Consider the following 12,287-nt stretch of genomic DNA (forward strand, 5'->3'; position numbering starts at 1 on the left):
CATCCCTCTCATCCGGTAGCCAGGTCTCGCGTGTATTCGGCGAACGCCTCCCGCACGGTCGCGCGGTCGTCGGGTGTCTTCGCCAGCGCGCTGAGTGCTGCGACCGCCTCCGGCGCGACGAGATCGGCGACATCGAGCGTCGCCAACGCGGCGATCCAGTCGATGGTCTCGGCGACGCCGGGCGGCTTGTCGAGATCGAGACCGCGAGCGTGCGCGACGAACAGGGTGGCATGGTCGATCAGCGCATCGGTCGCCCCGGGCACGGTGCGTCGCACGATCGCCACCGCGCGGGACGGTTCGGGATAGTCGATCCAGTGGTAGAGGCAGCGCCGCCGCAGCGCGTCGTGCAGGTCGCGACTGCGGTTCGAGGTCAGCACCGCGAGTGGCGGCCGCTCGGCGGCGAAGGTGCCGAGTTCCGGCACGGTCACCGCGGCCTCACCGAGGAATTCCAGCAGCAACGCCTCGAATTCGTCGTCGGCACGGTCGATTTCGTCGACCAGCAGCACCGGGGGCGTCGGACCGCGATAACGGACACAGCGCAGGATCGGACGGTCGACCAGGAATGCCTCGGTGAACAAGTCGGCTTCGGTGAGGTCGGCGCCGCGCGCTTCGGCGAGCCGAATGCTGAGCAGCTGACGCTGGTAATTCCAGTCGTACAGCGCTTCGTTCACGGTCAGGCCCTCGTAGCACTGCAGGCGGATCAGCGGAGCGGCGAGCGCGGTCGCAAGGGTCTTCGCCGCGGTCGTCTTGCCGACTCCCGGCTCGCCTTCCAGCAGTAGGGGCCGACCCAACGTGGTGGCCAGATAGAAGGCGGCGGCGGTACCGGTGTCGAGCAGGTAGTCGTCGGCGTCGAATCGCCGGACCACGTCCTCGATATCGGCGAACGGCGACATCATGGCGAGGTCGAGGCGCGCAGGCGCTCGTAATCGGCCCAGGTGTCCACATCCAAGGGCACTGCTGCGTCGACGTCGAGCCGGGACACCGGGACGCGGCCCGACTCGATGATCTTCCAGACCGCCTTGTCGCCGTGCAATCGGGCCAACTGGCCGAACAGACCGCGGGGCAGCCAGAACGGATGCCCGACGCCGTCGCGGTAGCCGCAGACCGTGATCGCCGCGGTCGTCGCGTCGGCGATCAGTCGTTCGACGGTCGCGGCCGACAGACCCGGTTGATCACCGAGCATCAGCACGATTCCGGGGGCCAGGGGATGTACCGAGCCCAGGGCCGAACGCAACGACGAGGAACAGCCCGAACCGAAGTCTTCGGCCACGACCACCTCCACCCCGGTGAGATCGACCTGCTGCCGGACCGCTGCGGCCGCCCCGCCGAGGGTGACGATGATCTGACCGAAACCGCAGGCTCGAACCACGTCCAGTGTGGCGCCGAGAAGTGTCGTATCCCGGTATGGCAGTAGCTGTTTCGGTGTGCCGAGACGCCGTGAGGTTCCCGCCGCGAGTACGACCCCGGTGACGAATCCGTTTGTCATGAGCCCGTCTTCGCCTCGGCGAAGGAAGTGCGGCAGCCGGAGCCGCAGAACCAGTAGTCGACGTCGTCGACGGTGAGATGCGGTGTGTCCGGCCCGACCGCCACGGTCATACCGCACACCGGATCGAGCGCCTCGAACGCGACGCTCGACAGGCGAACCGGGACGGCCAAGCCGCCCTTGCGGATCGCCTGGATCACCTCCGCGACGATCGAGACGGCGATCTCCGCCGACGTCTTGGCGCCGATCGGCAGGCCCACCGGGGTGCGCACGCGCATCTGCTCGGCTTCGGTCAAGCCGAGTTCGTCCAGAATCGACGCTCCCCGGATCTTGCTGGCCACCAAACCGACATACCCCACACCCGAGTCGAGCGCGGCGCGGATCGTCTCGGCTTCCGGGCCGCCGTGGCTCGCGATCACCACCGCGGTCGTGTCGGTCAGCGAATCCGGCGAGTCGGCTCCGCCGATACCGCGCTGCACATCGAATCCCACCAGTGCGCACATCTCGGCCAGTGCGTCCGCGATCGGTGTCGCGCCGCAGATGCGCACCAGAGGAGCCGGGACCTGCGGCTCGAGGAATATCTCCAGCGCTCCGCCGGACAGACAGGGATTCACCACCACAGCCGCGCCGGGGGCTTCGGGAAATTGCAGGTCGCCGTCGGGCAGCACGCGCAGCAGCACGCTCTCGTTCGATTGCAGGGCGCCCAGCGCGGCCTTGCGGACCGAGTTCTGGGCGCACTGGCCGCCGACGAATCCTTCGATCGTCCCGTCCTGCAACAGGATCGCTTCGTCCCCGGCATGCGCCGAGGTCGGCTGCTGCGCTCGGACGACGGTCGCGTGCACGAACGGAGTCCGGGTCCGAACCAGTTGCTGTGCACGCTCGGTCATCTTCATCGGTGTTCCCATCGCTCCCACCCCACTCAGACGGGCGGTGTGGCCCGGCCCTGCATCGCTTCCCAGACCCGCGACGGCGTCAGCGGCATGTCGGCGTGCCGAACCTTGTAGGGCGCCAATGCGTCCACCACCGCGTTGACCACTGCCGCCGGTGATCCGACGGTCGCCGATTCGCCGATACCTTTCGCGCCGATCGGGTGGTGCGGCGAAGGAGTGACCGTGTACCCGGTCTCGAAATGCGGAACCTCGAGCGCCGTCGGGATGAGGTAGTCCATCAGGGATCCGCCGAGGCAGTTGCCGTCCTCGTCGAAGGCGATGATCTCCATCAGCGCCATGCCGATGCCGTCGGTGATGCCGCCGTGCACCTGACCCTCGATGATCATCGGGTTGATCCGGGTCCCGCAGTCGTCGACGGCGAGGAAGCGCCGGACCTTCACCACGGCCGTCCCCGGGTCGACATCGACGACGCAGAAGTACGCGCCATAGGGGTAGGTGAGATTCGCCGGGTTGTAACAGATCTGCGCGTCGAGTCCGCCCTCGATACCCTCCGGCAGATCACCCGCGCCGTGTGCTCGCATCGCGATCTGCTGGATCGTGACGGCCGCGGACGGGTCGCCTTTGACGTGGAACAAGCCCTTCTCCCACTCCAGATCGGCGACGGATACTTCGAGCATGCCGGACGCGATGATCCGGGCCTTGTCGCGCACCTTCCGCGCCACCAGCGCGGCGGCGGCGCCCGAGACCGGAGTCGAGCGGCTGCCGTAGGTGCCGAGGCCGAACGGGGTCTGATCGGTGTCGCCGTGGACGACGTCGATGTCGTCCGGCGGTATCCCGAGCTCCTCGGCGACGATCTGGGCGAACGTCGTCTCGTGTCCCTGCCCCTGGGTCTGCACCGACAGCCGCACAACGGCTTTGCCGGTCGGGTGGACCCGCAGCTCACACCCGTCGGCCATCCCGAGCCCGAGGATGTCCATATCCTTGCGCGGTCCCGCGCCGGCGGCTTCGGTGAAGAAAGCCATCCCGATGCCCATCAACTCACCGCGGGCGCGCTTTTCCCGCTGTTCCTCTCGCAGGGCGTCGTATCCGATCATGTCCATCGCCAAGCGCATGGTCTTCTCGTAGTCACCGGAGTCGTAGACCCAACCGGTCTTGCTGGTGTACGGGAACTGTTCGGGCCGGAGCAGATTGCGCAGCCGCAGCTGCGCCGGATCCATCTTCAGTTCCTGTGCGAGGCAATCCACCAACCGCTCGACGAAGTAGACGGCCTCGGTGATCCGGAACGAGCACGCGTAGGCGACGCCGCCGGGGGCCTTGTTCGTGTAGACCGCGGTCATCTTGCAGTAGGCGGCTTCGATGTCGTAGCTGCCGGTGAAGACACCGAAGAAGCCGGCCGGATACTTCAACGGGGCGGCCGTGCCGTTGAACGCGCCGTGATCGGCGAGCACGGTGGACCGGATGGCCAGTATCTTGCCGTCGGCGTCGGCGGCGATCTCACCGAGCATGATGTAGTCGCGGGCGAAACCGGTGCTGGTCAGGTTCTCGCTGCGATCCTCCATCCATTTGACCGGTTTGCCCAGTAGCAGCGACCCGACGATGGCGCAGACGTATCCCGGGTAGATGGGCACCTTGTTGCCGAACCCGCCGCCGATATCGGGTGCGATGACCCGGATCTTGTGCTCGGGCAGCCCGGCCACCATCGCGTAGATCGTGCGGTGGGCGTGCGGCGCCTGACTCGTCGACCACAGGGTGAGCTTGCCGGTCACCGGATCGAGATCCGCGACGGCGCCGCAGGTTTCCATCGGGGCGGGATGCACGCGCGGGTAGACGATCTCTTGCTCGACGACGACGTCCGCGCGGGCGAACACCGCCTCGGTCGCGGCGGCGTCACCGGTCTCCCAGTCGAAGCAGTGGTTGTCCCGCTTGTCCTCGAGATCGTCTCGGATCACCGGCATCTCGGGCGAGAGCGCGGTCCGGGCATCGATCACCGGAGGGAGCATGTCGTACTCGACGTCGATGAGTTCCAGCGCGTCACGCGCGGCGTAGCGGTCCTCCGCGACGACGAAGGCCACCTCCTGGCCTTGGAACCGGACCTTGTCGGTCGCCAGTACCGCCTGCACGTCGTTGGAAAGCGTCGGCATCCAGGCCAGTCCCTTGGCGGCGAGGTCCGCGCCGGTGACTACCGCCTTCACCTTCGGATGCGCCTGTGCCGCGGAGACGTCGACGCTAACGATCCGCGCGTGCGCGAACGGCGAACGCAGGATCGCCATATGCAGCATGCCGGGCAGTTGGACGTCGTCGACGAAATTGCCGCGTCCGCGGATGAACCGGGGATCCTCCTTGCGGAGCATCCTGCCGTGCCCGCACGGCTTGCGGTCGTTGTCGACTCGGTCTTCCGGCCGGGATTCGACGGCGGTCATGATGTACTCCCTACCGGCGCCGCGGTGGGCGCGGGTTCCGGCTCCGCCGCTTCGCCCCGTTGCTTCGCCGCGGCCCACTGGATCGACCGCACGATGGTGGTGTATCCGGTGCAGCGGCAGATCTGGCCCGAGATCGCCTCCCGGATGGTTTGCTCGTCGGGATCCGGGTTGCGGTCGAGCAGTGCCCGGGCCGTGATCATCATCCCGGGCGTGCAGAATCCGCACTGCAGCCCGTGACACTGCATGAAGCCTTCTTGCACGGGATCGAGCTTGCCGTCGACCTCGAGTCCCTCGACGGTGCGCACCGAACGCCCGCCGGCCATGACGGCCAGCATCGTGCACGACTTCACCGGTTCGCCGTCCACCTCCACCACACAGGTGCCGCAGTTGCTGGTGTCGCATCCCCAGTGGGTTCCGGTGAGCCGCAATTGGTCTCGTAGGAAGTGCACGAGCAGGGTGCGCGGCTCGACGTCGGCGCTCACCTGCTCGCCGTTGACCGTCATGGTTACCTGCATGGCTAGTTCCCTCTCGGTGCGGGATGGTTCAGCACGCGCTCCACCGCGGTGCGCAGCGCGCGAATCGTGAGTTCGGACGCGAGGTGGCGCTTGTAGTCGGCGCTACCTCGCGAATCGGAGGCCGGTGCACACGCCGCGCTCGCCCGCCGGCCCGCCTCCACGTAGATCTCCTCGGTGGGCGGCGCGCCGACCAGCAGGTCCGAGGCGGTGGCCAGCGCCGCCGTATCGGGCTCGACGGCGGTCAGGCCGATCCGGGCGGCCGCTATCGCACCGTCGCGCAGTGTCACCGTCGCGCCTGCCGCCGCGATCGCCCAGTCGCCGACTCGGCGCTTCACCTCCTTGTAGGCGCTGGAGGTCCGATGCCGCACGGGAATTCTGATCTCGATCAGAAGTTCATTGCGCATCATGGCGGTCTCGTACGGGCCGACCAGGAAGTCGTCCATCGCGATCTCCCGGTCGCCGGACGGTCCGCGCACCAGGCAGGTGGCGCCGAGAACCGTGCAGACCGTGGTCAGGTCTTCGGCGGGATCGGCCTGGCACAGCGAGCCGCCGATCGTGCCGCGGTTGCGCACGACCGGGTCGGCGATCACGCGCTCGGCGTCACGGAAGATCGGGCACACCGCGGCGAGATCGTCGGATTCGAGCAGATGCCGGTGCCGCACCATCGCGCCGATGCGCACCAGGGTCGGATCGGTGACTATATAGCCCAGCTCGGCAGCCAGGTCGTTGATGTCGATGAGATATTCCGGATTGGCCAGGCGCAGTTTCATCATCGGCAACAGGCTGTGCCCGCCCGCGATGATGCGCGCCTCCTCTCCGAGCCGGTCCAAGAGTCCGACGGCGTGATCCACGCCCGTCGCTCGCTCGTATTCGAATGGTCCGGGCACCTGCATGTGACCCACCTCACATTCATGGGGAGAAGCTCAGCTTCTGCGCCGCTGAACTGGGGGTCAAGACCGGATTAAGTAATCACTTAATCGGCTGTCGGCGCGGTGTGGTGAATCCGTCCGCCGGTTCCGGTCAGCGAACGGCCGTGCCCGCCCCAGCGCCGCGCGATGATCTCGGCCGCGATGGACACCGCCGTCTCCTCCGGCGTCCGGCCGCCCAGATCCAGCCCGATCGGGCTGGCGAGCCGGGCGAGTTGCTCCTCGGTGAGGCCGGCCTGCCGCAGGCGGGCCAGCCGCTGGTCATGCGTGCGGCGCGACCCCATGGCGCCGACATAACCGATCTGCGGCGCCCGCAGGGCCACTTCGAGCAGCGGAACGTCGAACTTGGGATCGTGGGTCAGCACGCAGACGACGGTCCGCGCATCGACCGCGCCTGCCGCGATCTGCGCGGCCAGGTAGCGGTGCGGCCAGTCGACGACGACCTCGTCCGCGGTCGGGAACCGGGCCGAGGTGGCGAAGATCGGCCGCGCGTCGCATACGGTCACCCGGTACCCGAGGAAGGATCCCTGCTGCGCCACGGCGGCGGCGAAATCGATGGCCCCGAACACCAGCATCCGCGGCTGCCTGGCATGACTGGCGACGAAAACCGCCAGGCCCTCGCCGCGACGCTGTCCGTCCGGGCCATAGGACAGCACCTCGCTGCGGCCCGCCGCGAGCAACCCGGCCGCGTCATCGATCACCGCGTCGTCGGTGCGCGCCGACCCCAGCGTGCCGCGCGCGTCACTCGGCCGGATCAGCAGCCGCCGCCCGATCCGGCCGGGGTCCGGGTGCTCGATGACGGTCGCGATCGCGACCGGCCGGTGCTCGGCGATGTCCGCGGCCACCTCGCCGAGTTCCGGAAACGTCTTCCGCGAGATCGGTTCGACGAAGATGTCGATGATGCCGCCGCAGGTGAGGCCGACGGCGAACGCGTCGTCATCGGAGAACCCGAACCGCTGCAACACCGGAAGGCCGGTGCGCACGACGTCGGTGGCGAGTTCGTAGACCGCGCCTTCGACGCAGCCGCCGGAGACCGAACCGCCGACCGTCCCGTCCGGGGCGACGACCATCGCCGCGCCGGGCGGTCGCGGCGCCGAGCGGAAGGTGCGCACAACCGTCGCGACCCCAGCCGTGCCCCCGGCGTTCCACGTTGCCATCAGATCCGTGAGCACGTCCTGCATGATGCGTCCTCCGGGCGCGATACGGCGGTAGGCACCGCGTCCACCTCCAAACTAGACTCGGATCGTGACGCCCGCCCAGCTTCGGGCCTACTCGACCGTGGTGCGGCTCGGCTCCGTCCATGCGGCGGCCAGAGAGCTGGGGATGTCCGACGCCGGTGTCTCGTTGCACATCGCCCAGCTGCGCAAAGAGCTCGACGACCCGTTGTTCACCCGCGCCGCCGCGGGGCTGGCCTTCACGCCCGGCGGATTGCGCTTGGCCAGCCGGGCCATCGAGATCCTCGGACTGCAACGGCAGACCGCGATCGAGGTGAGCGAAGCCGCCCATGGCCGACGGCTGCTGCGTATCGCGGCATCGAGCGCGTTCGCCGAACATGCCGCGCCCGGCCTCATCGACTTGTTCGCGGCGCGGGCGAAGGATCTGGCGGTCGAACTGAGCGTGCACCCCACCAGCCGGTTCCGCGGTCTGATCGAGACCCGTGCGGTGGACATCGCGCTCGGGCCCGGGCCGGAGAACGCCGACACCGCCATCGCCGCCCGGCCGTTCCTGAAGTATCAGATCATCTCGGTCGCGCGCCCCGACAGCCCTCTGGCGGGCGCCGCCGCACCTCCGGCGCTGCTGCGGGAGCAGCCGTGGATGCTGGGTCCCAGCGCGGGCAGTGTGGACGGGCACATCGCGACGATGCTGCGCGAGTTGGCCGTACCCGAATCCCATCAGCGGATCTTCCAGAGCGACGCCGCCGCTCTGGAAGAGGTCCGCCGGGTCGGAGGCATCACCCCGACGATCGGTTTCGCCGTGGCCGCCGATCTCGCGGCCGGTCGGTTGATCCACGTCAAGGGACCAGGGCTCCAGGTATCCGACGAGTGGTGCGCCACCACGTTGCCGCCCGATTCCCGCCAGCCCGCGGTGTCGGAACTGCTGCGGTTCATCACCACCCCACGATGCATCCAGGCGATGATCCGTGGGTCCGGCGTGGGCGTCACGCGGTTTCGCCCGAAAGTGCATGTGACCCTGTGGAGTTGAAAACGCGACTGCTGCGCACCGTTGACGGGATGCTTCGCCTCGAGTCCGCACGACGGCCTCGATGGCGGAGTCGATGTTGTCGGCGATGCGGAACGTCTGGCCGCCGCAGGCCGCGACGTAGAGTTGGGTTTACACGGCCGGCAGGAGGCTGATGTGAGCGAGCCGGACAGGATCATCCAGCATTTGCGGCGGGCCCTCGGCGAGGAGCAAGGCCTTGCCGCCCGGCTCGAGCAGTCGTTGGTTCAGGCCCGCGCATCCGCGCAGCCACAGTTGGACCCCGCGCTTTTCGCGGCGCTGGATTGGCCGCAGAATCTCGAGCAGTACGAGGCCTACCTGGAGCGTTTCCTTCGCTGGGTGCCCGTGGAATCCGATGCGCCCGCCTGGACCGCACCCGCGCCGGAGCGGGGTTACGCAGGTGAGGTCACCGATCGGATGTGCCACTTCTTCTGGCTCGTCGACCAGCACGTGGGCGATGACCAGACGGCGATCGCCGAGTCTTCGGCGGCCTTCCGGGATTGGGTTACCGAGTTCGCGCGCGAGTGGGGCGGCTTCCTCGACACCACCCGGTCCTTCGGCCCCGAAATCCTGAACAGCTTCATCGACAACGCCCCGGAGTATCGCGTCGGGGAGTCGTTCGTCGACGGCATCCCCAACATGCCCAGCGGCTGGTTGACGTTCAACCAATTCATCGCCCGCGAGCTCAACGGCGGTCTGCGTCCGATTTCCGACCCCGGCGACAACCGGGTGATCACCTCGCCGGCGGACTGCATCTTCCAGCATCAGTACGCCATCGACGCCGGATCGGACATTCCGGCCGTCCCCATCAAAGGCACCCACAGGTACGGCAACATCACACGACTCCTGGCGGGCAGTCGCTACGCCGAGAGTTTCGCCGGGGGGACGTTCGTCCACTACAACTTGCCTGCCTGCGCCTACCACCGCTTCCATCTACCGGTCTCGGGCCTGGTCGCGGAGTCCTACCTGATCAACGGCAAGGTTTTTCTGAAGGTCGAGATCGACGACCACCACCTGGTCTGCCGAGACGACGCCCAGACGGGCTACCAGTTCTCTCAAACCCGCGGTGTCGTCACCATCGACACCTCCGTCGCACCGGCCGGTGACATCGGCATCGTCGCGGTCGTTTGCGTCGGCATGTCCCACGTGGGTTCGGTCGTGCTCACCGCGGTCGAGAACAGGCAGATGGAGAAGGGCCAGCAGTTCGGCTACTTCCAGTTCGGCGGCTCCGACATCATCCTCCTCTTCCAGAACAAGCTCGATCTGCACGTGAACACCGACGACGACTACCGGCTCGTCGGTTCACCCGCAGCGCACTTCGCGTCGGCGACCAACCGCTGACGCGCGGCTGGACGATGACGAAACCGATATCGGGAACAGACGCGCTCCGGGCCGACCTCATTCGCCACTGAGAAGCGTCGGGGCGTCCAAGGGCACAGGACATCGCTCACGCCACCGCATGATCGGTGCCGCTCGGTTGAAAAGCTTTGCGGCCAAGAGACTCTGGGCCGCGACCGGTGCGGCGGGCGCCAGGGTAGGCGAGGAGGTGCGACGGGGGAGTGGCGTCTTGGTGTTGCGGATCCACGGCGTCAGCTGGTTGTTCTCACGACGCGCCGGATAGCCACTTCCGGAAGCGGCCGGAAACGGAATCTTTGCGCCGTGGTGGTCGGCGGGTGGGGTCGAACCAGCCGGGCAACGGTTCTCGCGCGGCGAGCCAGGTTCGCGGCACTCCTCCGAGCGGGCCGGGATGCGTGTCGGTGCCGGTGCGGGCGGCGACGATGCCGCCGGCGATGGCGCTCGTGGTGTCGATATCGCCGTCTGCGGCGATACACGTGGTGATCGCGGCCGGGTAGTCGTCGAGATGCGTCGCCGCTACCCAGATCGTGAACGGCACCGTGTTCTGTGCGGTGACCCGGGATCCGTTGCCGAGTTCGTCCGCGGCCTCCTCCGCGGAGGCATCGAGCAGACTGCGAGCACGGCGAATCAGGCGGGTCGTCTCGCCGTCGTCGAGGCGGTCGAGGACGCCGGTGATGAAATCCGCTGGCGTGGGCCGACTTCCGCGTAGGCGAGCATGAGCGGCCTGACCGGCCGCGAGCGCCACCGCGACCGCGCCGAGGACGCCCTCCGGATGCAGATGCGTCACCTGCGCCGACCGCGCCGCTTCGGCGGCGATCTTTTCCGGATCGTCGGCGTAGAAGGCGCCCAGCGGAGCGACGCGCATGGCCGCACCGTTTCCACAGGATCCCTGGTTGTCGTACACGGCTCCGGCCGCCTCCCGCCAGTGCACGCCGTCGCGGATCCGGCGCAAGGTACCGACCGCCAGGAAGCCGTAGTCACGGCTCGGGTCGAATCGGCGCGCGAAGGCGGCGGCGAGCCGATCCTGGTCGATCCCACCGCGACCGATGAGTTCGGCAACCACGGTGCAGGCCATTTCGGTGTCGTCGGTCCACCCGCACTGCCGGGCCGGGAGATTGCCGGCCCGAAGATCCGGAATCGACCGGCCCATGATGGGAAATTCCGCTCCCAGCGCGTCTCCCACGGACAGTCCGTCGAGTGAATCGAGCATCAACTCAACATGCATCGCGTCTGAGGGTAGCCACCGAAACGGCGGTGCATACGAATGCGCAGGCTGGGCCGTGCCTGAACCGAGCGCTGCCGGCGGAACGCCCAGCTGGGCGAGATGGGTGAATTCGCTGCCGTCGGGCGCCACGGGAACAATTGCATGTTCATACTTAGATATGCGCATCAAGATATGTATGTGTCGATCACGTGGGGGGAGGCACTCGCCGCGTCCTTGGGCCTGCTCGCGGCGCGGGATCGGCGCGATAGCGATGACCAAGCGCGGGTTGACCCGGGATCGTCTGGCCGACATCGCTCACGATTACGTCTCGGAGAACGGTCTGGACGCGCTCACGATGCGACGGCTGGCGGCCGCGGCGGGGGTGACGCCGGGTGCGTTGTACAAGCATTTACGGGACCGGAAGGATCTCCAGCGTGCGATGGCCGACACCATTTTCCGGGCCGTCGACCTGTCGGATATCGACCTCGGCAACCCCGATGTCGCTCAGACGATGATCTGCTGTCGGCGTATTCGTGGGGCGATACTTCGTTTCCGTGAGGGAGGGCGCGTCGTCGCGGGCTCGTACTCGCCTTCGCCGGAGACCATCAGAGTCTCCAGTACGCTGACGACACTCCTCCGCGGTGTGGTTCTGCCGCAGTTCGGCGTCGGCGAGATCGTTTTGGTATTGCGTTCCTACATCACGGGTTTCGTCATCGAGGAACAGGCCTATCTCGAACTGAGCAACGCGGGCGAGTGGGATTCCCTGGTGGCGCGAATTTCGACCGGTGATCATGCTAGGCAGGAGGGCGCCGACGATGTCCTCGCGATTATGACCGGTGATCGGGATCTGAGGTTCACGGACGGATTGCGCGCTGTTCTCTACGGCAAGGTTCGAGATTCGGCGAACATCCTTGCCTCGGTGCATAACTGACCGCAGTGTCGGCTTCGGCCGAATCGACGGGCGCGGCTGCATCATGGCTGATCGGTTCAACCGGTTCGCGGTCTGTCCGGACGTCGACGCATCGGCGAAGGCGGTGCGCTTCATACGCCTCTGCGACCTGTGGGATCCCGATCGTCACCCTGGTCGGCGCGCCAGGTCTCCTACCGGGTGCAGGGTGGCAGCGCGACGGGGTGAACAGGCATCCGAGCCTTTTGTATGCCTACGGTAAAGCCGAGGTCGGGAAGATCGCGATCGGAACGCGCTACGGCGGGCGCATCGAGTCATTTGCTCCGTACCCGGGGTGAGGAGGTGGACCCGGGACAACTACGCGGTTCC

General features: G+C 67.5%; 11 protein-coding genes. 3 read left to right on the forward strand and 8 right to left on the reverse strand.

From position 1 onward, the window contains the following. Positions 1–8: 8 nt before the first annotated feature. From ACIA5H_RS11275 to ACIA5H_RS11305, 7 genes are all read right to left on the reverse strand, one after another. Positions 9–893: an AAA family ATPase gene (locus ACIA5H_RS11275; protein WP_397076032.1), complete on the reverse strand. Its 885-nt coding sequence runs from the start codon at positions 891–893 to the stop codon at positions 9–11. Then, positions 893–1,486, reverse strand: coding sequence for an NTP transferase domain-containing protein (locus ACIA5H_RS11280; RefSeq protein WP_397075595.1), 594 nt, complete (start codon positions 1,484–1,486; stop codon positions 893–895). Before ACIA5H_RS11280 ends, ACIA5H_RS11275 begins: the two co-directional genes overlap by 1 nt. Further along, a complete protein-coding gene (locus ACIA5H_RS11285; RefSeq protein WP_379253660.1) occupies positions 1,483–2,376 on the reverse strand; it encodes an XdhC family protein in 894 nt (297 codons plus the stop codon). The genes ACIA5H_RS11280 and ACIA5H_RS11285 overlap by 4 nt, the downstream gene beginning before the upstream one ends. Positions 2,377–2,402: 26 nt before the next feature. Continuing rightward, entirely contained in the window at positions 2,403–4,793 is a 2,391-nt protein-coding gene (locus tag ACIA5H_RS11290) for an aerobic carbon-monoxide dehydrogenase large subunit (protein ID WP_379253488.1), read from the reverse strand. Further along, positions 4,790–5,308, reverse strand: coding sequence for a (2Fe-2S)-binding protein (locus ACIA5H_RS11295; RefSeq protein ID WP_355074262.1), 519 nt, complete (start codon positions 5,306–5,308; stop codon positions 4,790–4,792). Before ACIA5H_RS11295 ends, ACIA5H_RS11290 begins: the two co-directional genes overlap by 4 nt. Positions 5,309–5,310: 2 nt before the next feature. Beyond that, a complete protein-coding gene (locus ACIA5H_RS11300) occupies positions 5,311–6,201 on the reverse strand; it encodes an FAD binding domain-containing protein (protein ID WP_379253490.1) in 891 nt (296 codons plus the stop codon). A gap of 80 nt (positions 6,202–6,281) precedes the next feature. After that, positions 6,282–7,415: an XdhC family protein gene (locus ACIA5H_RS11305; RefSeq protein ID WP_397075598.1), complete on the reverse strand. Its 1,134-nt coding sequence runs from the start codon at positions 7,413–7,415 to the stop codon at positions 6,282–6,284. A 64-nt stretch (positions 7,416–7,479) separates the two neighbouring features. On the opposite strand from ACIA5H_RS11305, the gene ACIA5H_RS11310 reads away from it, so the two are divergent. Then, positions 7,480–8,436, forward strand: coding sequence for a LysR family transcriptional regulator (locus ACIA5H_RS11310; RefSeq protein ID WP_355074257.1), 957 nt, complete (start codon positions 7,480–7,482; stop codon positions 8,434–8,436). 153 nt (positions 8,437–8,589) lie between these two features. Further along, complete coding sequence (locus ACIA5H_RS11315) at positions 8,590–9,792, forward strand: phosphatidylserine decarboxylase (protein ID WP_397075601.1); 1,203 nt, start codon at positions 8,590–8,592, stop codon at positions 9,790–9,792. A 262-nt stretch (positions 9,793–10,054) separates the two neighbouring features. Here ACIA5H_RS11315 and ACIA5H_RS11320 read toward each other — a convergent pair whose 3' ends face one another. Next, the gene (locus ACIA5H_RS11320; protein WP_397075603.1) at positions 10,055–11,290 is read right to left on the reverse strand and encodes an ADP-ribosylglycohydrolase family protein; all 1,236 of its coding nucleotides are present in this window, start codon (positions 11,288–11,290) and stop codon (positions 10,055–10,057) included. Between ACIA5H_RS11320 and ACIA5H_RS11325 the strand changes: the two genes are divergently transcribed. Continuing rightward, complete coding sequence (locus ACIA5H_RS11325) at positions 11,283–11,942, forward strand: TetR/AcrR family transcriptional regulator (RefSeq protein ID WP_397075605.1); 660 nt, start codon at positions 11,283–11,285, stop codon at positions 11,940–11,942. The two genes, ACIA5H_RS11320 and ACIA5H_RS11325, sit on opposite strands and share 8 nt — an antisense overlap. The last annotated feature ends 345 nt before the right edge of the window (positions 11,943–12,287 follow it).

The organism is Nocardia sp. NPDC051900 (assembly GCF_044452545.1).
GTDB classification, from domain to species: Bacteria; Actinomycetota; Actinomycetes; order Mycobacteriales; family Mycobacteriaceae; genus Nocardia; species Nocardia sichangensis.

Excerpts from the sequence above, each read along its gene's own strand:
- ACIA5H_RS11280 (WP_397075595.1), bottom strand. The coding sequence starts at position 1,486 with ATGACAAACGGATTCGTCACCGGGGTCGTACTCGCGGCGGGAACCTCA.
- ACIA5H_RS11285 (WP_379253660.1), bottom strand. The coding sequence starts at position 2,376 with ATGAAGATGACCGAGCGTGCACAGCAACTGGTTCGGACCCGGACTCCG.
- ACIA5H_RS11325 (WP_397075605.1), top strand. The coding sequence starts at position 11,283 with ATGACCAAGCGCGGGTTGACCCGGGATCGTCTGGCCGACATCGCTCAC.
- ACIA5H_RS11295 (WP_355074262.1), bottom strand. The coding sequence starts at position 5,308 with ATGCAGGTAACCATGACGGTCAACGGCGAGCAGGTGAGCGCCGACGTC.
- ACIA5H_RS11275 (WP_397076032.1), bottom strand. The coding sequence starts at position 893 with ATGTCGCCGTTCGCCGATATCGAGGACGTGGTCCGGCGATTCGACGCC.
- ACIA5H_RS11305 (WP_397075598.1), bottom strand. The coding sequence starts at position 7,415 with ATGCAGGACGTGCTCACGGATCTGATGGCAACGTGGAACGCCGGGGGC.
- ACIA5H_RS11290 (WP_379253488.1), bottom strand. The coding sequence starts at position 4,793 with ATGACCGCCGTCGAATCCCGGCCGGAAGACCGAGTCGACAACGACCGC.
- ACIA5H_RS11300 (WP_379253490.1), bottom strand. The coding sequence starts at position 6,201 with ATGCAGGTGCCCGGACCATTCGAATACGAGCGAGCGACGGGCGTGGAT.